Annotated in this window: 23 protein-coding genes; 14 read left to right on the forward strand and 9 right to left on the reverse strand. The window is 36.8% G+C overall.

The window, feature by feature from the left end; all coding sequences use genetic code 11:
• Positions 1-2: 2 nt before the first annotated feature.
• The 3 genes from CIK86_RS16835 to CIK86_RS16845 form a co-directional block, all read right to left on the reverse strand.
• Positions 3-1,259, reverse strand: coding sequence for an efflux RND transporter periplasmic adaptor subunit (locus CIK86_RS16835; RefSeq protein ID WP_076920337.1), 1,257 nt, complete (start codon positions 1,257-1,259; stop codon positions 3-5).
• A gap of 64 nt (positions 1,260-1,323) precedes the next feature.
• Complete coding sequence (locus CIK86_RS16840) at positions 1,324-2,541, reverse strand: TolC family protein (protein WP_024032672.1); 1,218 nt, start codon at positions 2,539-2,541, stop codon at positions 1,324-1,326.
• Between the two features lie 81 nt (positions 2,542-2,622).
• A complete protein-coding gene (locus CIK86_RS16845) occupies positions 2,623-2,973 on the reverse strand; it encodes a hypothetical protein (RefSeq protein ID WP_010557528.1) in 351 nt (116 codons plus the stop codon).
• A 166-nt stretch (positions 2,974-3,139) separates the two neighbouring features.
• On the opposite strand from CIK86_RS16845, the gene CIK86_RS16850 reads away from it, so the two are divergent.
• From CIK86_RS16850 to CIK86_RS16870, 5 genes are all read left to right on the forward strand, one after another.
• Positions 3,140-4,039 (forward strand): cation diffusion facilitator family transporter, encoded by a 900-nt coding sequence (locus CIK86_RS16850; RefSeq protein WP_086998407.1) that lies wholly within the window; start codon positions 3,140-3,142, stop codon positions 4,037-4,039.
• A gap of 59 nt (positions 4,040-4,098) precedes the next feature.
• Positions 4,099-4,419, forward strand: a complete 321-nt coding sequence (locus CIK86_RS16855; RefSeq protein WP_036972911.1) for a hypothetical protein — start codon at positions 4,099-4,101, stop codon at positions 4,417-4,419.
• Between the two features lie 73 nt (positions 4,420-4,492).
• Positions 4,493-5,785, forward strand: a complete 1,293-nt coding sequence (locus tag CIK86_RS16860) for a TolC family protein (protein ID WP_002962255.1) — start codon at positions 4,493-4,495, stop codon at positions 5,783-5,785.
• Positions 5,786-5,855: 70 nt separating this feature from the next.
• Complete coding sequence (locus CIK86_RS16865; protein ID WP_036972173.1) at positions 5,856-6,752, forward strand: efflux RND transporter periplasmic adaptor subunit; 897 nt, start codon at positions 5,856-5,858, stop codon at positions 6,750-6,752.
• A 10-nt stretch (positions 6,753-6,762) separates the two neighbouring features.
• Positions 6,763-9,891: a CusA/CzcA family heavy metal efflux RND transporter gene (locus tag CIK86_RS16870; protein WP_010557527.1), complete on the forward strand. Its 3,129-nt coding sequence runs from the start codon at positions 6,763-6,765 to the stop codon at positions 9,889-9,891.
• Positions 9,892-9,974: 83 nt separating this feature from the next.
• Here CIK86_RS16870 and CIK86_RS16875 read toward each other — a convergent pair whose 3' ends face one another.
• Together CIK86_RS16875 and CIK86_RS16880 are read right to left on the reverse strand one after the other, a co-directional pair.
• Positions 9,975-10,862 carry a cation diffusion facilitator family transporter gene (locus CIK86_RS16875; protein WP_086998403.1) on the reverse strand — a complete coding sequence of 296 codons (888 nt, stop codon included), beginning with the start codon at positions 10,860-10,862 and terminating at the stop codon, positions 9,975-9,977.
• Positions 10,849-11,580, reverse strand: coding sequence for a transglutaminase family protein (locus CIK86_RS16880; RefSeq protein ID WP_076920342.1), 732 nt, complete (start codon positions 11,578-11,580; stop codon positions 10,849-10,851). The genes CIK86_RS16875 and CIK86_RS16880 overlap by 14 nt, the downstream gene beginning before the upstream one ends.
• 78 nt (positions 11,581-11,658) lie before the next feature.
• Between CIK86_RS16880 and cadR the strand changes: the two genes are divergently transcribed.
• The 3 genes from cadR to CIK86_RS19420 all read left to right on the forward strand — a co-directional run bounded on the left by cadR (position 11,659) and on the right by CIK86_RS19420 (position 12,897).
• Entirely contained in the window at positions 11,659-12,048 is a 390-nt protein-coding gene (cadR, locus tag CIK86_RS16885) for a Cd(II)/Pb(II)-responsive transcriptional regulator (RefSeq protein ID WP_002962247.1), read from the forward strand.
• Positions 12,049-12,090: 42 nt separating this feature from the next.
• Positions 12,091-12,468 (forward strand): MerR family transcriptional regulator, encoded by a 378-nt coding sequence (locus tag CIK86_RS16890; protein ID WP_055018870.1) that lies wholly within the window; start codon positions 12,091-12,093, stop codon positions 12,466-12,468.
• A 102-nt stretch (positions 12,469-12,570) separates the two neighbouring features.
• Entirely contained in the window at positions 12,571-12,897 is a 327-nt protein-coding gene (locus CIK86_RS19420) for a MerC family mercury resistance protein (RefSeq protein ID WP_254910762.1), read from the forward strand.
• On the opposite strand, the gene CIK86_RS16900 is transcribed toward CIK86_RS19420, so the two are convergent.
• Positions 12,881-13,504, reverse strand: a complete 624-nt coding sequence (locus tag CIK86_RS16900; RefSeq protein WP_008110837.1) for a recombinase family protein — start codon at positions 13,502-13,504, stop codon at positions 12,881-12,883. The genes CIK86_RS19420 and CIK86_RS16900 overlap by 17 nt on opposite strands.
• Before the next feature lie 269 nt (positions 13,505-13,773).
• On the opposite strand from CIK86_RS16900, the gene merR reads away from it, so the two are divergent.
• The 6 genes from merR to CIK86_RS16930 all read left to right on the forward strand — a co-directional run bounded on the left by merR (position 13,774) and on the right by CIK86_RS16930 (position 17,525).
• The gene (gene merR, locus CIK86_RS16905; RefSeq protein WP_008110844.1) at positions 13,774-14,226 is read left to right on the forward strand and encodes an Hg(II)-responsive transcriptional regulator; all 453 of its coding nucleotides are present in this window, start codon (positions 13,774-13,776) and stop codon (positions 14,224-14,226) included.
• A 190-nt stretch (positions 14,227-14,416) separates the two neighbouring features.
• Entirely contained in the window at positions 14,417-14,764 is a 348-nt protein-coding gene (locus CIK86_RS16910) for a mercuric transporter MerT family protein (RefSeq protein ID WP_008467333.1), read from the forward strand.
• A 46-nt stretch (positions 14,765-14,810) separates the two neighbouring features.
• On the forward strand, positions 14,811-15,095 hold the full coding sequence (gene merP / locus CIK86_RS16915; protein WP_008110847.1) for a mercury resistance system periplasmic binding protein MerP: 285 nt from the start codon (positions 14,811-14,813) through the stop codon (positions 15,093-15,095).
• The gene (gene merC, locus CIK86_RS16920) at positions 15,095-15,514 is read left to right on the forward strand and encodes an organomercurial transporter MerC (protein ID WP_008467331.1); all 420 of its coding nucleotides are present in this window, start codon (positions 15,095-15,097) and stop codon (positions 15,512-15,514) included. The genes merP and merC overlap by 1 nt, the downstream gene beginning before the upstream one ends.
• A 20-nt stretch (positions 15,515-15,534) precedes the next feature.
• On the forward strand, positions 15,535-16,974 hold the full coding sequence (gene merA, locus CIK86_RS16925; protein ID WP_086998400.1) for a mercury(II) reductase: 1,440 nt from the start codon (positions 15,535-15,537) through the stop codon (positions 16,972-16,974).
• Between the two features lie 113 nt (positions 16,975-17,087).
• Positions 17,088-17,525: a MerR family transcriptional regulator gene (locus CIK86_RS16930; protein ID WP_008110853.1), complete on the forward strand. Its 438-nt coding sequence runs from the start codon at positions 17,088-17,090 to the stop codon at positions 17,523-17,525.
• A 169-nt stretch (positions 17,526-17,694) separates the two neighbouring features.
• Here CIK86_RS16930 and CIK86_RS16935 read toward each other — a convergent pair whose 3' ends face one another.
• The 3 genes from CIK86_RS16935 to CIK86_RS16945 all read right to left on the reverse strand — a co-directional run bounded on the left by CIK86_RS16935 (position 17,695) and on the right by CIK86_RS16945 (position 25,925).
• Positions 17,695-20,694 (reverse strand): Tn3 family transposase, encoded by a 3,000-nt coding sequence (locus tag CIK86_RS16935; protein ID WP_076915769.1) that lies wholly within the window; start codon positions 20,692-20,694, stop codon positions 17,695-17,697.
• Between the two features lie 949 nt (positions 20,695-21,643).
• Positions 21,644-25,276: a hypothetical protein gene (locus CIK86_RS16940; RefSeq protein ID WP_086998396.1), complete on the reverse strand. Its 3,633-nt coding sequence runs from the start codon at positions 25,274-25,276 to the stop codon at positions 21,644-21,646.
• 439 nt (positions 25,277-25,715) lie between these two features.
• Entirely contained in the window at positions 25,716-25,925 is a 210-nt protein-coding gene (locus CIK86_RS16945) for a hypothetical protein (protein ID WP_086998392.1), read from the reverse strand.
• Between the last annotated feature and the right edge of the window lie 22 nt (positions 25,926-25,947).

Genomic DNA, 25,947 nt, shown 5'->3' on the forward strand with positions numbered 1-25,947 from the left:
CCTTAGTGGTTATGCGGATCAAATCCGCCTTTAGCGATTTCAGAAGCAACAAAAAATGCGCCTTTGGTTACAATTCGCGTCCCACTATCAAGGCCAATGATTTCCCTAAAATCACCTAAGGCTCGGCCTAGTTCTACTTCTACAGCTTTAAATTCTCCAGGGTGGTCTTCGACAAATACGGTCCAATCACCATCTGCGCTGCGGATCAATGCTTCTTCTGGCACAGCCATCACTTTCTGCTTTGTGGCAAACTGAAAGTAAACTTTTACAAACATACCTGAATGAAGGTTATCATCAGCATTCTGTACCCCCAATCTAATAATTCTTGTACGAGTTACGGGATCAATTGTATGGGCTTCTTGGATAACTTTGGCATTGTAACTCTGGCCTTCTAATTTAAGTACCGCAGGAGAATCAATTGATAAATTTAGCTTTTTATTTGGAGAAACTTTTGCTTCAACCCATAGTTGTTTTTCATCAGCTAACAACATGACTGAATCCCCAGCATCAACACGTTGCCCTTGGATAAAGTCGTCTTGAAGCACGACACCTTCACGGTGCGCCGTTAATGCATATTGTCCAAATGCTTTAATGTCTTTGTTAGAAATACCATTTATTGCTTTTTCAGTTAACCCTAAAGCAATGAGCTTGCCATAGCTCGCATTGTATGTTGTTTCAGCTTGTAATAATCGACTTTCACTCACCGTCTTATTACCCAGCTTTTTTACACGTTGCCATTCGGTTGAAGCGATTAAATAGTCAGCTTGTGCTTGTGCCATTGCTTCACTAAATAATGTAACTAACTTCTGACCTATTTCTACATACTCGCCAAGCGCTGCATGGCGACTGATAATGACTGACTCTGTACGTGGTGATACCACATAACTTTTATAGCCATTAGCTTTTATTTCGCCAGGTGCATATACGGAGCTAAATTGATATTCAGGCTTAACACTTTCCACTTTAATGTTAGCAAGCGACATCTTCTTTGGATCAATAGTGATACCTTCTTCATGTTCTTCTTCTCCCTCTCTATTACCACCTTCATGGCCGTGCTCGTCATGGTCACCTTTATCTTCTTCATGTCCCTTTTCGTGTTCATGCTCATCTTGATGTTCTTTTTCTTCTTGTTTCGAAACGTTTTTGACAGAACCAGTTCCATCTGACGACTGTGCAAAAGCATCATGATTTGTAGTAAACCCAACTAACAGGCTGCTAATTACTACGGCTAAAAATTTTTTACTAATTACTGTATTCATTTTTGTAACCTATATTTTTAATAAATTTAAGATTTCGTTTTTCGCTACTGAAAAAACAAAGCGCTCAAATCTCAAATTTGGATAACTGACCCATACTTAAAATGAAGGATATTTCTGCAAGCTTGAATTGATTTTCCAAACGTATTCCTGCATGAAGCCCTTCCGCACGTTGATTTAATGCGAGTAAATAATCAGAAGTGTTTATGTCACCAGCTTGCCAGCGCTTATTTAATAAATTTGCGCTGCTAGCCAACCTACCTTGGGTGAGCTTTTGCCATTGCTCGTAGTATTTTCTACTGACATTAAGCGATTCATAATTAGCTTTTGCTTCAAAAGACTGCTTTCGATATACCGACTGAAAATTCGCCTCGGCTGCAATGGCTTCTGAATAAGCGGCTTTAACATTATCTGTATAGTTATTTCTGATGTTTAAAGGCATTGAAAAAGTCACACCAACCAAGTCTTCATCTCCACTTTTCCCTGCGCTAACGCCAATGGTTGGATTAGCTTTAGATTCCATAGTGGTTAGTTGAGCTTTAGATTGTTGTCCCTTCCATTTCGCTCTAGCAAGTTTAACTTTTGGATGTTCCTCAACCCACTGGGAGTTAAATGAGTAGCTTGTTGCTCCAAAAGTAAATGAAAACAAATTGGTAGTATTAGGCGTCCAATCAGGCAATAACTCCTGAACCTTTACCTCTGCATTTTTCAAAGCAATTTGAGACTCAGATATTTCACTAAAAATTTGCGACAAGTTTAAATAGACTAGCTCAGCGTCAAGTGGCTCTAAAAGTCCAGCTTTTCGTTTGTCTTCAACAATTCCAACGAGCGTTTGCAATTGCTCTTCTCTTTCTGAAAGTAACTGAGCAGCTTTTTTTGCTGCTTGCCAATTAACTAATGCAGTTAAGGCATTAGCCTTTTTAGAATCGAGTAGAGATAACAATTGTTGCTGGTTTGCATAAACATCAATTTCACCAATGGTTTTATTTGTTGATTGCTTATCCCAAAAATCTATCGTTTGACTGATACCAATAGAGTAATTATCAAAATCACCTTCTTTTTCATAGCTTGCTTCAAGCTCTGGGTTATATACGGCTTGAGTTAAGCTTTTGGCTCTATGATTACTTGCATTAAGTAACTCTTTAGCCGCAACAACTTCGGGATCTTTATTTATTTGACTATCTAGCCATGAAATACTTTTCTGTTTGCCATAAGTGGCAACTGAAAAACTCACAGCCATGCATAAAGACAGGGTTAAACCTGCATTTTTTAAAAATATATACATAAAACTTCTTAATTTTTTAATTTATAAACACGAACCCTTTATCCTTCTCATGGACAAATAGGTCATTAAAAATCAATCTAATTAAGAAATGGGTGGGCGAAGTATCGCTTCAAGGTAAGTATTTGTTTGATCAATTTGATAAGGCGTTTTATTGATAATGTTTAGTTTGCCCGTGGTATTTGAATTACTGACTAAAATCCAAGATAAGTGGCTGCCACTGCAATGACCGCAGTGATGACAATCTTTTTCATTATGCTGCTCATCACCTACATTATCATTTGAGACATTTCGATCATCTGCATGATCATGTTGAGTTTGAAGGTGCTCTATATCTATTTGGTGATTCTCAGATGTTGAGGATGCTACAGCAGTTAACGATTGTAAAACAATCGAAATAACCAAGAGCATTTTTAGTACAACATTAAGGTTCAAAGTTATCACCAGTTAAATATAGTATTTAAAATACTAGCAGAAACTATTTTCTTAAACTAGCTTTTCAATTCAGTTTCCACGCTTTTACATTAAATAATTTTTTTATTTGACTCTATAGCCACTATAGATTTTATACTTATTTTAATATTATTACGGAATGTTAAATATGTCAGAAAAATGTAGTGGTCAGTGTCAATCATCTTCTACCAATGAAGATGTAAAAATTGATACACAATTAGATAACTATAGTGGCGCGTTTGTCAGTACATTTAAAGTACCTCAAATGGACTGTCCTTCAGAAGAGAGATTGATTAGGTTAGCACTTGACTCAATTGAGCCTTCAGTTGGGTTGCAATTTGATATTCCTAGCAGTTTAGTCAAGGTTTTTCATGATGAAAATTTAGATGAGATAACAAAAAAATTACAACAACTCAATCTCGGTGCAGAGTTGGCATCAACTAAAGAAAGTTGCAGCACCGAAGCTGCAAAAGCAAAAGATCTAGCCCAAAAAAATGAGATGAAAGAAGCATCAACGCTAAAATGGTTGTTAGCCATTAATGGAGTCATGTTTTTTATAGAAGTAATTGCTGGGATTATTGCGCAATCTGCTGGCCTTATTGCCGACTCATTAGATATGTTTGCTGATGCTGCTGTTTATGGTTTAGCTATATATGCTGTCGGTAAAAGCATAAGCATGAAACTTAGAGCGGCACATATATCTGGTGTACTTCAAATTATTCTAGCGCTAGGTGCTTTGAGTGAAGTCGTAAGACGCTTTATTTACGGTAGTGAACCTATCTCTTCTTTAATGATGATATTTGGTGGAATAGCACTAATCGCTAACATTGCTTGTCTGTTTTTAATATTTGGTAACAAAGAAGACGGCGCTCATATGAAAGCGAGTTGGATTTTTTCCGCAAATGACGTAATCGCAAACGTAGGTGTAATCTTAGCTGGCTTATTAGTTACAGTAACTAGCAGCCGTTATCCAGATTTAGTGATTGGTTTGATAATTGCTCTTGTCGTTTTAAACGGTACTCGCCGCATCTTACAGCTAAAGTATTAAGCAGAGAAATGAAAATAATGCACTCATCGTATATCAAATCAAATATATCATACGTGATAATGATTTTAATCGCGGTGCAGTCTGTGTTTTTTTCGCTAGAAGAGCTTGAAATAAACTTAAGTGAAAGTTCTTTTAGTTCATCACTAACTAAGTCTATTACCCCGCTAAAAGCTCCAGAAGACTCCAATATGCTTGAGGTGAATAATAGCAACTCTTCAATTGATAATTGTAATTTTTGTTGCTGTTGTCACTTATTTTTAAATGCTGATTCTTCCTGTAACATTTTCCAAGCAACAGATCACTTCCTTACCTACGCCTTAGTTTCTCCTGAGCTAAAAGGCTATATCTCGGTGCCACTCCGCCCACCTAAATACGCCTAAATTTTATAGAAAATTAAGAAAGGTCAAATGTTAATGACCTAAATATCACATATAAATTTATAGGAAAGTATACATGGCACTTAATACCTGTGTGCATCGCAAGATAGCAATTTTAAGGTGTGTAACACCTCGGCTTAAATATATCGCGTTTCTCGCTTTGTCACTTTTTACATTTAATGTTTATGCCTTTGAGAAGCAGTTAAACCTTCAAGAGGCAATTCAGTGGACGCTTAAACAAAATCCAGAACTTAAAATATTTGATTTCAAGCAAACGGCATTAATTGGACGAGAACAAATCGCAAGTTTAAATCCTGCTTATGAACTAGAGCTTGAAGCTGAGAACTTTGCAGGCTCAGGTGAATTTAATACATTCGACAGTGCTGAATTAACAGTCGCTCTATCTTCGGTTATCGAAATGGGAGATAAACGCTCAGCGCGGATTGGAATTGTTTCAAAATCAAGAACACTACTCACTGCTGAAAAAGAAGTCTCTGCGCTTAATTTAATGGCTCAAGTCACTGAGAAGTACGTGGAAGTACTTGCAGCCCAACAAAGAGTTATATTGGCAGAAAATGCTTTGAGCTTAGCACAAGAAACCTTAGAGATTGTATCTCAGCGTAACCGCGCAGGTGCTACTCCTGAGGCTGAAGTGAAACGCTCAAAAGCAGTTATTGCTCAGGCTAACCTCACCCTTCAATCTGAACAAAAGCGCTTGGAATATCTAAAGCTTTCTTTATCAGCTTACTGGGGAGAAACATCAGTGTCATTCTCTAGAGTAACTGGAGATCTGTTTCAGTTTGGCAATGATAGTGATTTTAGTAGTCTCTTTGCGAAATTAGAGAAAAACCCTGCTATTCAAGTTTATGCAAGTGAGCAGCGACTAAAAGAGGCCGAGTTACAGTTGGCTAAAACAGAGTCAACGGCCAATATCAAATGGTCTGTTGGTGTTAGGCGCTCTCAAGAAGCCAATGATACGGCACTGGTCGCTGGCTTTAGCTTACCTTTGTTTGCTGAAAAGCGAAATTCTGGCGCAATCGCTAGTGCGCTAGCAGAGCGTGACCAAGTTGCCATAGAGAAAGAGGCGACTAAGTTAAGATTTAGAAATCACTTACTACGAGCATACTCCAATAGAAAACAAGCCATATTAACAGCTAATTCATTAAAGCAGTCGGTTATCCCAATGCTTGAAGATGCACTGGAAGATACTCAAGACGCCTATCAAAAAGGTCGATATGGATATCTTGATTATGTATCGGCTAGACAAGAGCTGTTAAATGCTCGGCGAACCCTTATTGACGCGGCATCTGCTGCCCTAATTTATGGCGCAGAGATAGAAAAACTAACAAACGAAGCGCTGTCACTCTAAATAAACATCACTTTAAGTTTAATAACAATTTATTGATTCAGTGATTAACTGAATCGTTTAGGAATTCAAAATGAAAAACTATTTACTCGCACTATTGATTTTTATTGGGTATCTATCACCCATTCAAAGTGTTTTCGCTAGTGAAGATGAACATGAAGGCGAAGAAGGCATAAGCAAAATCGACAATAACATGGCAAAAAAGGTTGGTGTTGAAACAGCCTATTTAGCTTCAAAAACGTTGAACCAAACTATCCCTGTATACGGCTCTACGACGATAGGCGCTGAACAATTATTTCAAGTTGGCGCTAGATATAACGGCGTTATAAAGACAATAAACTTCACTGTTGGTGATACGGTAAAAAAAGGCGATCTATTAGCCGTTATTGAATCTAATGAGAGCTTAAATACTTATAAAATAACATCGCCTGTTTCTGGGACTGTTTTACAGCGAAATGGAAATATTGGCGGTATCACGCAAAACACTAGCTTGTTTGAAATCGTCAAATTTGACACCTTGTGGGCTGAATTTAAGGTGTTTACCAGCCAATATAATCAAATCAAAGTCGGTCAGCATGTTGATATTGAGCAAGGTGAACACGCATTCAGTTCAGTCATCACTAATATTATTCCAGCTAAAGATCAGCCTTATGTTTTAGCACGGGTACGATTAAACAACACTGAGTTAAAGCTAACGTCAGGTCAATTATTAAAAGGCAACGTAAAGATAAACCAATTTGAGGTGGATTTAGCGGTCGAGAAAGTTGCCATACAAGAGCTAGGTGGACAATTAGGTGTCTTTGTAAAAGAAGATGAAGAGTACGAGTTTGCACCACTTGTCCTTGGTCGTTCAGACAAAAACTATATCGAGGTCATTGATGGCCTCAGTAAAGACGCTGAATATGTAAACAAAAACAGTTATCTGATTAAAGCAGATATCTTGAAATCTGAAGTAGAAGACGACGATTAGGAGACGCAATATGATTGAATCAATTTTGCGTCTTGCAATAAATAGGCGCTATTTAGTATTAAGCTTGCTGATGGTAATCATCGGCGTTGGTATGTGGAGTTATCAAAAACTTCCCATTGATGCTGTTCCAGATATAACAAACGTACAGGTACAAATAAATACCTCTGCCCCCGGTTATTCACCTTTAGAAGCGGAGCAAAGGGTAACTTTTCCAGTAGAAAACGCATTAGCTGGACTACCAAAGCTGTCTCACACCCGCTCTCTTTCAAGATATGGTTTATCCCAGGTGACCGTTATCTTTGAAGAGGGAACCGATATTTATTTCGCACGCAACTTAATCAATGCAAGATTAGCTGCGATAAAAGGCGTTATTCCCTCTGGCTTAGAGCCAGAGATGGGTCCTATTTCCACAGGGCTTGGTGAAATATTTATGTATACCGTACAAGCTTCTCCTGACGCTAAAATGCCTAATGGAGAGCCTTATACCGCTATTGCCTTAAGAGAAATACAAGACTGGATCATTAAACCGCAATTGGCTCAAGTTAAAGGCGTCATTGAGGTCAACAGCATCGGCGGCTATAACAAGCAGTATCATATAACGCCGAAACCCGAAAAATTACTTTTTCATCAGGTAAGCTTTGAAGACGTTTCTGATGCATTACGTAAAAATAATGATAACCGTGGCGCGGGTTATATTGAGCAAAACGGACAACAAGTGTTAGTGCGCTCCATTGGGCAACTTGCGACAATGGATGAAATCCTCAATGTCATCATCAAAAAGAACGATGGTATTCCTGTAAAAATAAGTGATGTTGCCAATGTTGCTATAGGCAAAGAACTTAGAACAGGGGCTGCTACTCGTAATGGCATTGAGACAGTGCTTGGTACAACCATGATGCTGATTGGTGAGAATTCTCGCACCGTTGCTTTAGAAGTGGAACATAAGCTCAGCGAAATACAAAAATCTCTGCCAAAGGGCATTACCGCAGAGCCTGTTTACGACAGAACAACGTTAGTAGATAAAGCGATTGCAACCGTTACCAAAAACCTCGTTGAAGGTGCGCTTTTAGTTATTGTTGTGTTATTTATTCTACTTGGAAATTTACGTGCAGCTCTCATTACCGCTGCTGTTATCCCTATTTCCATGTTAATGACAATCACAGGTATGGTGCAAGCAGGAGTATCTGCCAATTTAATGAGTCTCGGCGCATTGGACTTTGGCTTGATAGTGGACGGGGCTGTAATCATCGTTGAAAACTCTGTCCGTAGGTTAGCACAGGCCCAACACAACGGTCATAGGCAAGACTTAAGAGAACGCCTAAATACCGTTTTTGAAGCCACTTCAGAAGTGATACGTCCAAGCTTGTTTGGTGTGGCAATTATCACTGTTGTTTACATCCCCATTTTCACGCTAACTGGCGTTGAAGGGAAAATGTTCCACCCTATGGCGGCAACTGTCGTTATGGCGTTAATTTCCGCAATGATCCTTTCAGTTACACTGGTTCCTGCTGCTGTAGCTGTGTTTATGAAAGGTAAAATCAGCGAAAAAGAAAGTGTAGTTATTCGTTCAACCAAGTCTATTTATGAACCATTGTTAAAAATGGCGATGAAATTTCGTTGGATTATTGTTTCATTCTCAACGCTGTTAATGGGGTATAGCCTTTGGTTAGCAACTACGCTTGGGACAGAATTTGTTCCTCAATTAAATGAAGGTGATATTGCACTACAGGCATTAAGAATTCCATCGACTGGCCTAGAGCAATCAGTAGAAATGCAAGAAGTACTTGAGCAACGTATTAAAGCGTTTCCTGAAGTTGATAAAGTATTCTCGCGCATTGGCACACCAGAAGTAGCAACCGACCCAATGCCACCGAGTATTGCTGATATCTTTGTTATTTTAAAACCACGTAAAGAATGGGCCGAACCTTCAAAACCAAAAAGTGAATTAGTTGAAGAAATGGAAAAAGTACTGAAAAACATTCCAGGCAACAACTATGAATTCACTCAGCCTATTCAAATGCGTTTCAATGAATTGATTTCTGGCGTTAGAGCTGATGTCGGCATCAAAATATTTGGTGATGATTTGGATCGGTTATTACTTACCGCAAAAGATATTCTAAATATTGTGAAAACCGTGGATGGTGCCGCTGATGCTCGAATGGAACAGGTCACAGGTGTTCCATCTTTATCAGTAATTCCTAAACGAGAAGCGCTTGGTAGGTATGGATTGAACGTTACCGAATTGCAAGACTGGGTTGCCACTGCGATTGGCGGTGAATCTGCGGGGATCATTTATGAAGGTGACAGACGGTTTGAGTTAGTTGTTCGCCTACCAGAGCAAATAAGAACGGATATCGATAGCTTGAAGCATCTGCCGCTTCCACTTGAGAATGGTAACTATGTGCCAATTGAAGAAGTTGCAGAGCTTAAATCAGAGTCTTTACCCGCGCAGATTAGCCGAGAGAACGGAAAAAGAAGAGTTGTGGTTACCGTCAATGTTCGTGGTAGAGATTTAGGCGGTTTTGTAAAAGAAGTTAAAGCTAAAATTAATCAGGAAGGAGAAATTCCAGCAGGATACTGGCTTGATTATGGTGGAACGTTTGAACAACTAGAATCAGCAAGTAAGCGATTAAGCCTAGTTGTACCGATAACATTGGTTGTTATCCTAGGTATTTTGATTATAGCATTTGGTTCATTAAAAGATGCATTAATCATTTTCAGTGGCGTGCCTTTAGCATTAACAGGGGGCGTATTTTCACTTTATTTAAGAGACATGCCCTTATCAATTTCGGCAGGTGTCGGCTTCATTGCATTGTCAGGTGTCGCAGTATTAAATGGCTTGGTTATGTTGGCTTTTATTCGAGATCTTTGGCATGAAAAAGGCGACCTATACGTAGCGATCATTGAAGGTGCCATCATTCGTTTAAGACCTATTTTAATGACGGCACTGGTCGCAAGTTTAGGTTTTATTCCAATGGCGTTAAACACTGGAATTGGTGCAGAAGTACAACGACCACTAGCAACAGTTGTTATCGGCGGTATTGTATCTTCTACCATTTTAACTTTGTTTGTATTGCCTATTTTATATCAATGGGCGCATGGCGCTGAGAGTAACAAACAGCAATCCGACGAAATCTAAAAGCAAAAAAGCAGCTTAATTACTAAGTTATGCCTAATTAAGCTGCTTTTTATATTGTATGCCCAACATTTTATTGATAAAGCTTACTGCGCTTCATCCCGACAATTTTCATTTAAAAACTCAAACTCTATCGTTGTATGCGATAAATGATAGGAAGATAATTTAGCTGCAACTTCTTGTTTAAGCCTAATTAATTCTTTAACGTCAAAGTTGTCACTCAGCTCAAGGTGCGCTGTTAAAACGTGACTTTCACCATCTAGTGACCAAAAGTGCATGTGGTGGATACCATTAACTTCAGGAAATTCCATTAGTGATAGTTTAATACGCTTTTGAGTCTCTTTATCGGGTGCAGCTTGAAGAAATAAAACGAGTGTTGATTTCAGGTTTTTGAAAACATTAAACAAGATGAACAGCGTGAACCCTATTGATAAAAGGGGATCTAATATCGGCAGTTCAGCGAACAACAGTACGATAGAGACTATAAGAACGGTAACCCATCCAAGTACATCTTCAAGAAGGTGCCATGTCAGCACTTTCTCATTTAATGTTTCACCCGCTTTTAATTTTAATACAGCATATCCGTTAACGGCAACGCCGAGTATCGCTAGCCCTAACATCCCCTCGACTACAGGCATTTCAGGATTGGACAGCCTTGGAATTGCTTCAAATAAAATCCAAATTGAGCCAATGATTAAAACAATACTGTTTATCAATGCGCCAAAGAGAGTAAGTCTACGATAACCATAACTAAACTTATCTGATGCTTCTTTATCTGAAAAACGACTTAAAATCCACGCAAAACCTATTGAAAGACTATCACCAAGATCGTGAACTGCATCTGCCATTATCGCCGTACTGTTAGTGAGCCAACCACCTATAAATTCGATAATAGTGAATGTCACATTAAGGAAAAATGCCCAACCAATACGGTCATCTTTACCATGTTGATGACTATGATTATGGTTGTGCATTTTGTACCTCTAGTACTTTTCTATTTCTTAGTTTTGATACATTCATATTAATCAAGTGACGTATCAAGCGTTGATATATCCAGCGTTTGAACCCCGACAAGTTAGTCCCTTTTTCGAGATAGAACTCATCAGGGGAATCATAAAGCCCAAAGTCATCATGAATACCTTCTTTTTGAATATAGGTATTTTCTCCACGCCAATCTGTATCTGGTGATGAAAAGCACTTTGTTGCAACACCATAACCACAAAAATCATCTTTTACTTGGTCAAATTTCTCCTGTAGAGAGCTTAAGTATTGCTCATCCAATATAAAGCCCTCTAAGTTTATCCAACGCCCTTCAAAGTAAACTTCTACCCAACTATGAATGATGTATTTAGGTGCTAACCAAAATACATAGCTTGGGATAGCACCTTTTTGTAGTTGCTGGTCTATGGTAAACCCATGAAATCGGCATTGAATGCCTAGTCCACGCAATAGTGCCATTAACAGATTACCCTTAGTATTACATTGTCCATAACCATCTGCTAGCACATCGCTTGCTGAAATATCATCACTCTTGTTATAGCCAAACATTATTTCATCTTTTACAAACTGATAAGCGGCACCAATTTTGTTGAAATTATCCAAATTTTTCCACCCTCGTTGATCGATCAGGGATTGGATATCTTTGTGTTCAAAATTAACGATATTCGTATTGTTTAAATATTTCTCAGTCATTTTTATATATCCCTTTCGTTGCATACCTATACTATAGATCCTATAGTAACTATAGAGTCAAATGTCTGGGGGAAATTGATGAAAATAGGCGAATTGTCAAAAAAATCGGGCTGTTCAATACAAACGATTAGATATTATGAAAGAGAAGGATTACTGTTAAATCCAAACCGTTCAGAAGGTAATTTCAGGCTGTATGATAGTAAAGCACTTAAACAATTGGAATTCGTAAAGCATTGTCGCAGCCTAGATATATCACTCAATGATATTAAACGTCTTATCGAATTAAAAAATAAGCCAGAAGAAAGCTGCTCTAGCGTTAATGCATTAATTGATCAGCAACTTGCACTAGTGAATAAACGTATGAAAGAATTAAGGGCGCTTAAAGCTGAATTACAACAGATGGCAAGTGCTTGTGGTTCAGACAATACAATTGAAGCGTGCGGCATCATCAAATCATTGGATAGCTAAACTAAATATAACTTTAGATTAGTAGTATTCACAAAGGCAATAATGAAAACCATTGGCAAATTAGCACAATCATTAAATTTAAATGTAGAAACCATTCGTTTTTATGAACGAGAAGGGCTGATTACACAACCTGAAAAACCAATATCTGGTTATAGACAATATGACGAAACAATAGCAGGACAACTTAGGTTTATCACAAAAGCCAAAGCGCTCGGCTTTACGTTAAGAGAAATAAAATCGCTAATGTCTATGGACAGCAACTGCACTCAAGTTGAGCTATTAAGCCGACAAAAGTTAGCAATCATTCGAGACAAAATTAATGACCTTCAACGTTTAGAGAAAGTAATTGTGGATATGACAAATACCTGTATGCAAAACGAAGATCCAACACATTGCCCCATAATTGATTCATTAAAATGATTGACTCCGTACTTATATACGGAGTTTAGAATGATGGTAATATCAACCAATAGACTTTAAAATGATAAATAAAATATTAGACAGAGTAGGCTCTAGTGGCGTTTGGCTAGCGGCACGGCCTGCTTCCCTGCATTAAGGTCACTTGCATCGGCATTAGGACTAGGCTTCTTCTCTCACTTCGAAGGAATAGCTGTAAATACGCTTTTACCTATTTTTGCATCTTTGGAACTATTGGTAAACTTATACAACTCGCACAAAAATAAAAACCATACCAGAGCTGTCTTCAGCATTCTAGGGCCTGTAGCAGTGCTATTAACGCTTTATCCTCTTTGGCTATATGATTGGAGCACATACCTATTTTACTTTGGTATTTGCTTAATGGGGTTTTGCGCCCATCCCCTCGAAATTAACCTTAGTCTAAATTTTTAAGCTTTTTTCTAACTCTAATTACCGTACTTCGACTAACTCCAACTGCTTCAGCCGTTTTATTAATACTAAATCCAGCTTCAGTAAACGAGGCAATCCTATCATGAGCCTCTAAATCAGGCTGACGACCGTGATAAAGTCCCTTTTGCTGTGCTTTTACAATACCTTCTTTTTGCTTACGTTCACGTTCTCGATATTCTTTATATGCACTGGCCGCTAATATTTCTAACAGCATATTATTAATAGCACTAAGTATTGATCTCATAAAATCATCACTTGGAAAACTGCCAAATGTTAAATGACTGGTTGGTAGATCTAAACTAACAACACTAATTCCTTTTTCATTTATTGAGGCTACAAGAGTTTTCCAATCATCAGGGCTTAGCCTTGTTAAACGATCGATTGATTCAACTAACAAAACATCACCGGACTCTGATTCATCCAATAAACGAATTAGCTCTGGTCTATCTAAAGAATTACCAGATTTATTTTCTATATAAAAAGAAGCAATTCGTTTGCTGAAGCAAGAAACGAATTTTTTTAATGAGCTTTTTGCTCTATTTGCATCTTGCTCAGAAGTTGATGCTCGTAAATATGCTCTTATGAACATTTTTGCCTAATTAGGTCTATTTAGATGGTGTCATATCATATAGGTTTATTTAAGTGGTGTCATTACGTAATTGCCTGTGATATATTAACAGTATCTTTAGGGTGTACTCATGTAGAACTGCATGTAATAACACTAATTTGGACTTTGATAATGAAAAAGGATAAACCATACATTGTTGTGGTTTAATATTGTTGTAACAACGGTAACTTTACTTATTTAATAGAAGAAAAAACAAAATCAATTAGCGATGTTTAAACTGGTATTCATTGATGGTCACTTTAATTAGATATAAAGTAAGTAAACAAAAAGTCAGTAAGGTAATTGATAACGTGTCTAAACGAACCATAAGTATGTTGGCTAAAGAACTGAGTGTAAATGTCGAAACAATTCGCTTTTATGAACGCAAAGGCTTAATTAAACAACCACCAAAGCCTATGCAGGGCTATAGACATTACCCGAAAGAAACGGTAAATAGAATACATTTTATCAAGCGTTCTCAAGAATTAGGTTTTACGCTAAATGAGATTGAAGGGTTACTTGCGTTAAACGATAGTCCATGTAGTAAAGTACAAGAATTAGCTAATAAAAAACTGATCGCAGTACAAAAAAAGATGGCTGACTTGTTGTTGTTAGAACACGCTTTGGAAGAACATTTAGGACAATGCCAAAATAATGATGACGATAGCCACTGCCCAATAATTGATTCGTTGCAACCGAAGTAAATGATTCACTTAACTACCATTTCCCACTAAAACAGCATATCCAATTTTACTTCTGCGCCTTAATTCAAGTTAGCTTATTCCCCGTATCTGTCGTAGCAGATTATCAAAGATAAATTTTTTATAAATCACCCTTGACTCCGTACTTAGGTACATGCAATACACTTGCATTATCACTTAATGAGGTATCTATATGAATCAAAAAGAATCAAACCTTCCAATGATAGGAGGCATCATAGCAGCATTAGGCGCAGGCGTATGCTGTGTAGGTCCTTTGCTCCTGTTATTACTTGGGGTAAGTGGCTCATGGATTGGTAATTTAACTGCATTTGAACCCTATAGGCCATTATTTATCGCATTTGTAGTGTTGTTGTTTGGTTACTCAGGTTGGAAAATTTACCGTCCTGTAGAAGAGTGTGAGCCGGGAACGGCCTGTGCAATTCCTAAGAAACAGCAACAACGAAAAGTAATTTTCTGGCTGAGCGTTATAGTTGCGACAATTTTAGTGACCAGTAATTATTGGATACTTTTGTTTGCTTAATATACAGATCAAGAAATTTATAACATTTTAAAATTTGGAGCTAATTATGAAAAAATTATTATTAACCGCACTGCTTTCACTTTCTAGTTTTGGTGCTTTTGCTGAAGTAAAAACAGTTACACTGGAAGTGCCAACGATGAACTGTGCGACATGTCCAATCACAGTTAAAAAGTCATTAGAAAATGTTGATGGCGTTGAAAATGCGAAAGTTACCTACAAGCCTAAGCTAGCTGTTGTTTCTTTTGATGACACTAAAACCAACATCAATGCATTAATTGCAGCGACTACCAACGCTGGCTACCCTTCAAATTTAAAAAGTGAAAATAAGTAATGTTTAGCCCCTTAGAACTAGTTACGCGTATCGGAGATAAAGCAGGCTCTATAGGTGCACTTGTTTCGGCAATGGGATGCGCCATGTGTTTTCCCGCGATAGCTAGTCTTGGTGCGGCAATTGGGATGGGATTTCTTAGTCAGTGGGAAGGGGTATTTATCAATACGTTGTTACCACTGTTTGCAGTATTAGCGCTGGCAATGAATATCTTAGGCTGGTTTAGCCATCGTCAATGGCACCGTAGTTTTATCGGTTCAATTGGCCCCATTTTGGTTTTACTCTCTTTATACCCTTGGTTCCAGTACGGGTGGAGTTCATACGTTACTTATACGGGGCTAGGACTAATGGTTGCTGTATCAATTTGGGACATGGTTTCTCCTGCGAATAAACGCTGTGATGATGAAACTTGTACCGCTTAACTTTTTAAGAGGAATAAAATATGTCAACGAATAGTTGTTGCTCGTCAAATGACATCCAGCCAGAACAATTACATGTAGCCATTATTGGTAGTGGTTCAGGGGCCTTTGCCAGTGCGATTAAAGCAGCAGAAGGCGGAGCAAGAGTTACTATCATTGAAGGAGCCGATGTAATCGGAGGTTGCTGTGTAAATGTCGGCTGTGTTCCTTCAAAAATATTGATCCGTGCTGCGCAATTAGCGCATCAGCAACGTACTAACCCGTTTGATGGTTTAGAAAATATTCAGCCACAACTTAGCCGCTCCTTATTAGCACATCAGCAAAACGCTCGCGTCGAAGAACTACGCGATGCTAAATATCAACGTATTTTAGAGAGTAATCCCGCGCTATCTTTACTTAAAGGTTATGCACGTTTTAAAAATCAAAATACCTTGCTAGTTCACAAGTCTGATGGTAGTGAAGAAGAGCTGGTTGCAGATCGCATTTTAATTGCAACAGGCTCTACACCAAGCATTCCGCCAATTAAGGGTTTAGTTGATACACCTTATTGGACATCAACAGAAGCCTTATTTGCAGAAGAGTTACCGAGTAGTCTAGTTGTCATCGGCTCCTCCGTTGTTGCTCTGGAAATTGCGCAAGCTTATGCCCGTTTAGGTAGCCGTGTGACAATTCTAGCCAGACATACCCTTTTATATGCTGAAGATCCGTTATTAGGTGAAAAACTGGCAGAGTGCTTTGAAAAAGAAGGTATTAGGGTACTTAATAATACGCAAGCAAGTCATGTTTCTTATGATAGCAATGGTTTTTCATTGGAAACTAACGAAGGAACATTAATCGCTGAAAAATTGCTTATCTCTACGGGTCGCCATGCAAATACTGGAAAGCTTGGTTTAGAAAATGTTGGTGTTGAAACAGATAAAAGTGGTGCCATTGTTGTTAATAGTATGATGGAAACATCAACAGCTAACATTTATGCCGCTGGAGATTGCTCCAATATGCCACAATTTGTTTATGTTGCTGCTGCTGCCGGAAGTAGGGCTGGAATTAATATGACAGGTGGAAATGCGCAACTCGACTTATCTACCATGCCTGCTGTTATATTCACCGACCCACAAGTTGCTACGGTAGGTCTAACCGAAGTACAAGCTTCAGCGGTAGGAATAAATACGATAAGTCGTGTACTTGATATGGAAAACGTACCAAGAGCTTTAGCAAATTTTGAAACGGATGGTTTTATCAAGTTGGTAGCTGAAGAATCCACGGGAAAACTGATAGGCGCACAAATTTTAGCCCATGAAGGCGGAGAACTGATTCAAAGTGCGGCTCTTGCTATTCATAATAAAATGACAGTCGAAGAATTGGTAGGTCAACTATTTCCGTATTTGACGATGGTTGAAGGATTGAAGTTATGCGCTCAAACCTTTAGCAAAGACGTTAAAGAGCTATCTTGCTGCGCAGGGTAATCATTTAACGGTAATGTACTTACAGAAATGTTAATGGAGTGCCAATTGATTGAATGTAATCAAGATATCTTAAGGCATTCCATTAACAACACAAATTGGAAGCATGCTAAATCATGATTAAATCTAAGGTTGAAAACATTCCTGTTGGTGAAGTCAGTTTTTTGACAGAGATACCTGACATCAATAAGTTCATTAGTAGTGATGATGATGCGTTGGATTTTCCTTTGAGTATTTCTCAACTGGCACTAGCTGCACAAACATCTGTCCATACGGTAAGAAATTATGTTCTTGAGAACTTAGTACACTGCGAAGAAAAAACTAAGTCAGGCCATTCACTTTACGGCTTATGTGCATTAAAGAGATTAAAGTTCATTCGAGCAGCAAGGGCGGCAGGTCTTCTTGTAGTTGATATCAAGCCATTACTAATGGCAATAGATGCAGGAGAAAGAAAAGTTCCTGAAGACATCCAAAAGCTGCTACTTACTAAAATCGAGCATAGAAAAGTATTTTTAAATCTAGTAACAAACCAAATTGAAGAGTTTTGCAATTAGAACAATTATAGAACAGTTCATGGCTCGACTAAAAACTTGTTAGCTTATCTGTTTTCTATCAATGTTAGCTTGTATATATCAAGCATATAGAATATCAACACCTCCAATTTTTAATGGCACTTTGATGCGCAGTACCTTTTGAATTAGAAATACAAACAGATGGCATTCTTTAACTTATTGATTCTACATCACTAAGTAAACCAGCTAAGTCGATTTCTTTGCGGTCTTTATTAAAGGCATATTCCCCATTTAGATTAATGTGTTGCCAAGCAACAGGTGAAAGCCGAGAAATAACATCAACCACATCTTGCCTACCGTTCCTCTCTTGGATTTGTAAAAATGCCGATAGTAACGCGGAATTATAATAAATAATGCAATTTGAAATGAGTCGAGCACAATCGTTCCATTGTGATACTTGGTAATCATTCCCCCCACGAAATTTATTGCCATTAACTGAAGTAATAGCACGTTTTAACTGATGGTATGCTTCACCTCTGTTCAAGGCTTGCTGGACGTAATGACGCAACGTTGAATTATCAACATACTCCAAAACATAAATAGATTTAATTAAACGGTCGTACTCATGCAATGCTGACAATCTTCGGCTCTTGCCGTTACTCAACTTTCTAATGATTGTGCTTTGAGTGGTGGTTTTACGACTCAATGAACAAACAATATGCTGAATATTGTCCCATTCTTCAGCAATTAGCTTATGATTAATATCTTTCTTTAATTGAATACGGCCTCCGTTCTCTTCAGTCACTTCAAATAGCTCAAAAAACACCTTTTTCATTTTCGCGTATCGAGGGGCGAATGTGTAACCAAAGAAATCTAATATAGCGAAGTTAACATTATTAGTACCATGCGTATCGGTCGATAAGGTATTAGGCTGTATATCTGAAGAGTTGTTATAGAGTAAGTCAAAAGCAAAGTGACCTTCATATTCGTTAGCGCCAATGACTTGCGTACTCACCGGAACATGATTAGAAACCAATGTTAATGCTGAAACACCTTTACCTTTGGAGAAGTACTTAGACGAATACCGAGCCTTAAACGTATTTATGCGACACTCAAATTTTTGACCATCAATGCTTGAAAACAACTGATTATCGTCCACATGGTAATAGGCAAATATTGGCAACGTGGCTATAGCATTAGAAACCTGATCATTAGACGTTTTGAGTGTTTCATATCTGACATAACTATCATCTACACTGCGTAATTTACCCATTGAACGGTCAGAGATATTCGCCATTTTATATAGGCCGTAATTGGTGCCGTTTGCCAATATACAGGCGATCAGATCTTCTTTATTTACTGGTGATTTTTCTTTAGTTGCTGATATGTGTGTAAATGAATTTAAGTAACCTGTCTTTTGATCAACAAACAACATGAGTTCAACGATACCCATGTGTTGAATTTGATTGTAGAGCGGGTTTTCAATTGTTTGTTGCCAACGGCTGTTAGGAATTGACCACTTGAGTTCGGCTTTGCCAGGAATAAACTCAACATACTTATTATCACCACTAAAGATATGCTCGCTTGCTTCCTTCAGCTTAACTTCTAATTGTTGGCTCTTATCTGCGAGTGTTTGGTTAATCGGTGTTGCCAGCTTATCAAGGCCAGTGTTTTCAATGATTGTCTCTTTTTGCTGCCATTCTTTAGGTTGTATAAGATCTGACGTTAAACTACGGTTATTAACGCTTTCTTTCACCGTTAAGCTATTACTGTGAAATAATTGTTCGGCTTTACGATAAAGGAAATACTCAAATCGATTAGCAATTAATTTGGTATTTTCTCCCTCTAAATACTCTCGGTCATGTTTAGGTACCACATCGATGTTAATGGTTTGGATAGCCTTTAATTCACTAAGTTCAGAATGTGCCATAACATACTGCTCATGGAGTTCATCCTTTAAATGAATGAACTCAATATCGATAGACATAAATAATGAGCGGATAAGTTTTTTAATTTTACTGGATTGTTTATCAATAAATTGCCATTCGTACTGACGGCCATCAAAGTCGTTATTATCTAAGTGATCACTTAACAGTTTAATACTGTCAGCAGGGATCAATTCAAAGGCTTTTTTACGTACATCACCAAAGCTTAAATCATCGTCCATATCGGTATCGATGAAGTACTTTAATAAACTACCAGCGGATTTTAATTTGGTTCTTACAATGGTTACATCTTCAACAATACGCTGCTTTGCATAGCCTTTAGCTGATTCGGTTAACTTCCTTACCAAGTAAATAAATGCAGCAACAAGATTGTCGTTAGTCTCTCGGTACCTGAAGAACAAGTAACAAACGAGATATAAAATAGTTTGGCTATCTGCGTGTTTTCTAAGCTTATAAACGGACTTGTGCTTTACCAGTGAAGCATAGTATTCAAGATTTTTAGGTGATAGCTCCAGTTCAGCAATCAGTGACTTAATTTCTGGATAAAGCGAGCGTATAATTTTATGCGTCTTCAGCTCTTGGGTGATTTGGCTCGTTGAAAAGTCCTTAGCCATTTTCTTTAACTTGGCTAAGTCAGTAAAGGTATTATTTGACTCAAGTAATTTAAGTAATGTTTTTCTGGTACCTGAAGACAAACTATCAAGCAGCACCATTTCAATTCGGTTACGCTCATTTGATAATACCGTAGAAATAGTGTCTTGCAGCGTTGTATAACCAGCTAGCGCTATTCTGTTTTGACCAAAATAAGCAATACATTCATCAAAAACATACCTTGGTTCAAGGTTGATTTTTACAACATCGTTAAGCCTTTTTAATAGCGGCTCTTTATCTAACTTGCTTTGGTATGCTGTAAACCCTGTATATTTTAATAACTTATTAATCAGCTTAGTTTTTGTTGTTGGTGATAAATCCTCAAGAGACATATCTTTATCGCTGAAATACTTGGATCTTACATAATCTAAATCATTACTGACTTGAGTAAATGAGAAATTAAATACTATTGGCCGTGACCTAAAGTAACCAAGCAGTAAGATAAAATACACTCTGGTTTCAATACGTCTTAATTCGTTGACGAGCCTTTGAGTTTCACTATCTAACGAAAAATAATCATCACGATCTTTACGGTTAAAATTGGGTAAGGCATAGAGTTCGTTGATTTCTGATTCGCTGAGAATTTGTATACGCTTGGTGTTTGATGAAGAAATAGTGGTAAGCCTTTCTTGTTATTTTTAATCAGCATACCTTAATCAATGAGGTTAATGTTTACCAGTCAACTGCTTAACATTACCATAAAGCCGATTTAAGCGACTAAAGTGGTAAACTTTTCATAAGATAGTTTACCACTGTGTATTATTACTTAAGAATACTAATGCCGATTTCGAGGGGATGGGCTAAATAATACAAACTGTGTTATTCAAGGGGTGAAGTCCAATGGTACGAAAAGTTACTCTAAGCGTGAAAATTCAAGCTAAGGTTAATTTCGAGGGGATGGGCGCAAAACCCCTTAATGGTCGTTATGTCGGTTTTGGATATCGTAAAACCAGTAAGGGAGCAAACATGCAACGTATGGCTAATTGCCGTCGTTGAAACGATTAACGGTCAATGTCTGCTTTTCGCTCAAAGCTGACCTTTAGAGCAACTGCTTTAACTCATTAAGGGGCAAAGGCGAGTTAAATACATAACCCGCCTCTGGACAAAAGCTTCTTAGAGTTATTGTACTAGTCGATAGTGATACTCATTAGAGTTTGTAGGGGTAGTGAAGGAATCTCAAAGATGCCCTCACTCCGTAGGCATCACATGCGTAACCCACTGCTGTTTCAATCTATTAGTTCGTGGCAAAATTAACTATTTCACTACACCACGCCACAGACTATTGCGATATACATCATGCCGCACAAAGGTTTATAAGTAACTGATATTAAAGTGTACTTTTAAATTTAAAACTAGAAATACTCTCGCTTTATTTACGTTAAAAAGATATAAGGTATGAGCAAAAATATTAGGGTGTGCGCATAAATTTGTAATTTCTACTTACACTCATAAAGGCTAGCTCGCTTTCGACCCTATTGCAGGTTAGAAGAAAAAGGCAAACAGCCCTCATTTGGTTACTATGCCTCTAATAATGTTTACTGGAAAAGCAACTCCAACATTCATTTAAGATCGTCTAGTATATATTGCAATTTTATTGTCCTTGATTTTTTTACTAGAGATATATCCACAGTCCTCTAATGCTATTGCTAAACCTTTATGAAGGCGATTATTTACCAAGCTAGGGTTATTTTTAAAAGAAGCTATTTGAGAATATGGTTCCCCCATTGATTCAAGTAAATCTGTTATCTCTTCTTTATTAAAAGTATTAATAAGTTTAAGAAATAGAGTGATAGCTTGATTTTTTTCAGTTGAATGTTTAATTGCAATATATAACAAACTTTCTTCAAACTGCTTTAGATCAGCAACTTTAGACAATATATGTAAAATATTATTAGCTAAGTTATGATTATCTTCCAAATTACCCTCACTCAATAGTTTTACTAAGGCAACTTGGTCTGCCAACGAAGTGATAGCATTTAACAAAAATAATGATGTATCAGGTGAAAGTTCATATTCATCGGACTTATTCCAATAGTCAGAAAGATTGTTAAGTATAAACAGGCCTACTAATTCAGGATGGTGCTCAGTAAGGCTGCTATAGTTAGTCTCAGATAAAGATAATAGGTTTTCTGTTAGTAAAGCTTCCATTTTTTCTTTGGGAATATCGTAACGATTTAACGTTTCATATTTGTAAGGAAGCCCTTTAATAAGCAATGCAAAAGCCGCGTTATTTATTAAGTCATTCCTTAATATCATTTGGGTTATTTCAGTAATACTTTCTTTAAACTTTGAATTTTCGTTTATCTTGCAAATGGAGAGACACTTAGGTTTTCGATTAAGCACCTCTAATAATTGGTTTTTATCATCAGGAAACTCATTATTAAATTCAGCCAAATTGTCCCAAGTTGTTTCTAATTTTGATTCAACCAGTAACAGTTCCCAAAAAACACTTGGTATATTTGAGAGTGACTCAAACACATGGTTTTGCTTCTGGATTATGTTTTCTTTGGTTTCACTACTTACGGATGAATTATTAAGTAACTTAATAATGGTTTCTGTACTTTCTTCCGTGTTATCAGGCAGAGCTAAAAATACTTTTTTAATATAGACTTCAATATTTTCTTCAATGTAATCAATGAAGTTTTTAAAATTGGTATTATAGATAACGGTCAGGTTACTTTTCTCTATCTCATCTTGTTTTATGCTTAATTTTTTCAGTAGCAAACATATATTTTCAGAAGTGATTTCGTAAAGGGAGTTCTCAAAAATATAACTGAATAATTTGTCATCACCAGCGCACTCTTCAAGTTCCTTAAATTTAATATTTAAATCAGTGAGTTTGTAATACACCTGCATTTGCTCTGCTGGTTGGAGATCTAAAATACTTTCAGGGTTAATCGCTAAGTAGTTAGAGAAGGTTTCTTCGCTATTCATATCTTTATAAATAAATTTTGATTCAACATGTAGCAGTATTAATTTCAATAGGTAGTTTTTTTGTGAGGTATTAATTTCACTTGATTCAGTAATGGCCGATACATAATTAGGCCATTGCTGCGATAACAGTTGTATAAACCGATCAACAGAGCGTGTAGTTTCAGTGAAAGTGAGTAAAAAGTCCCACAAGCTTTCAATGTTATTGCTAATATTTTCAAATAGGAGCGTCAATTTTTGCTTGTGAGCTTTCTCATGTTCTACCAAATAGTCTAGTAATGAAATATTGAAAATATACTTTTCTTTGAAGTCATTCTCTCTTAATCTATTCTTAATTATCTCTTCAATATAAGTAAGCTGGAGAGTTAAACTTGAAGATCTGAAGTCCCTTACAGCTTTAATGAAATTCATATCATTATGAGATAAGCGCCCATTATAAAAGTGTGATATATGGTCTTGGTAATACTCATCTATATGTCCATTACGCAGCAAATATCGGAGCAAATTATAGGAGCTATCATTAGCATACTCATCTTTTGAAAACACTGAAAAATCACTTCCCTTTTGCAATAATTTATATTGCGACAATTTAACTAGTTCTGATTTTTGCTTGATTAATTTAGCTTTTTCTTCTTCTAACTTTTCCTGTTGAGCGGTTTTATTACCAAGTATCAAATCTTTACGATCAAGGTAACTAAACTCAGAGTTAACTTTATTCTCAATATCTTTAAAAGACATATTTAAAGATCGTGTAATCCACCTTTGTTGCTTAATAAATCTAACTGTTATATTTTCAATAGTCTGTAATGAGTTGAAATTTTCTTCCTCTTTTAGTTTTGAAAGCTCAACAAAACTATTGTTAATCTCAATAAAGTACTGTTCTCCATATGCTTGCTCTAAGATTGCATGTATGTAAATACTCTTTAAATCTGATACAGATATAGATTGCTGTAACTTTATTTGATTGTATATTAACTGTAATTCATCATTAATAGCTTTAATATTGCTGAGTAAGGTTGTAGTGTGAAACTCAATTAATTTATTTCTGTTATTACAGCACTCATAAACCAGACCTCTATTTTCATGTAATTTAGAAAAATCTTCAGGATAAACATTTTTATATATAATGAGAGCCAGTAATTTGCTGGGCTTAATGTGGTCACTAAACAAGACGCTATAATACAAGTTCATTTCATTGACTATATTGTTAAGCAAACGCATATCATCAATATAGATAGAAACTTCTTTCAAGAAGTCTTGGTCCAACCTCCCAATATTCATATCTGAATATTGGGCATCTGGTAGTCTTTCTTGTAATTTCTCGTAGGAGTTAGAGCAATTGATTATGGGGATAACGGGAATAATGAAATCAAAGAACTTAGCTCTTTCTTTGTGAGCAAACATTTCATCTTTGATCGCATATAAAAATACAACACGTCGATTAATATCTTCCGACTTATTTATTAATGTATTTATCTCTCTTAATTTTACAAATATTTCAGATGAGCCAAATCGATCTAAGTCCTCAAAAACGACAACATCAAAAGTATTACATTGGAAAAAGTATAAAATTTCATCTAAATAGCGATTTAAAATGGAGTTTTCGCTTTGTTCTCCAAGCTCAATTTCACCGCTTTTTACATTGACTTTCTTAAAGGGTTTGCGATTAATATGTCGGTAAGCATCGATAGAGTAAAGTATAAGACCAGATAAACTAAAAGTTGTGATACCCCAGCCAGCCAGAGAAGCGATTGCTATAAATTTTGAAAAGAGACTAATAGATAGCGTGCTCACGAATATTATCGTAGTCAATAACCAAGTAATGAAAAAATAACTTTTACAGTCTTCGAGTTTATCCTTTGTTATTGTTTTGAAACGAGATAAAGGTATTTTTTGGCTTGATATTCCATATATCATTTGTTGTAAAATACTTCTTTCAATAAGATTGTCTGAAGTATCTTCTTTCTTCTCTGAAAATGACGCCAATGAAATGTTCATGAAATTATATACGCTTTTTTTATCCCCCTTGTTATTGAAAGAACTGAATCTAAGGAATGTTTTTAATTTCTCTTTGAAGCTTGGTAGAGGAAGTGAGAATCTTTTTTCAAAGGAATTAATAATACTGCTTTTTCCCGAACCATACGATCCTGTCAATGCAATATTTGTCACATTATTATTGTCAAATGCTATTTTTATTGCTTCAGCATAATGCCCCTCACTATCAGCGGTATTTACAGGAGTTAAATCAACGTATTTTTTACTCATTGCCTTTCCCTAAGCGCTTATCAAAAATGTGTACCTGTGTCCTATATTCTTTAAATGTCAGAATATTATAGAATCCATCATACTCAACTTTATGAAAAAAAACATCTTATCGAGAGATTTTCGGAAGTGCTGGTTTACTTCTAAAAACACCACTGGGAACGCGTATTACCTTTTGTAGTGGATTAACAAAATTGGCCACACGGTTAGATAAGAAAAAGTATGTCAAATTGCTAGGTTTGAAATCAGCTTCAATGCCAAAGTAGCTTACTTTGGGGCAATGACGAGTCAGCAGATAACTTGCCAATGGACAAAAATGAGTTAGAGCCGAAGGACGGCTCTGTGCCATTTCCGGACGTTCGTAACGCTTACAATAACGGGAAAACCTGAGCGACAGCGAAGCTTTTCCCAATGAGCGAAGCGAATGTTGTTGATTGTTTTGTTATATGCCATCTATCACCAAAATCAAACTCTTAACTACTGCAACAAATATAGCTAAACCAGTTATGTATCTAGGCAGCTTAGGATATTTTTCATTCATATATTTTAGCGTTGGAGATTTATTTACACTCCCAAGTTTTCCACTAAAATGCAAGGCGGCTAAGATGCAAATAATTATCACCAATAAGGTATTGTAAGGCTCAGCTAACATCAAAGAATCCTTGGCATATAAC

The sequence above is a fragment of the Pseudoalteromonas sp. JB197 genome (genome assembly GCF_002332205.1).
Classification (GTDB): domain Bacteria; phylum Pseudomonadota; class Gammaproteobacteria; order Enterobacterales; family Alteromonadaceae; genus Pseudoalteromonas; species Pseudoalteromonas nigrifaciens.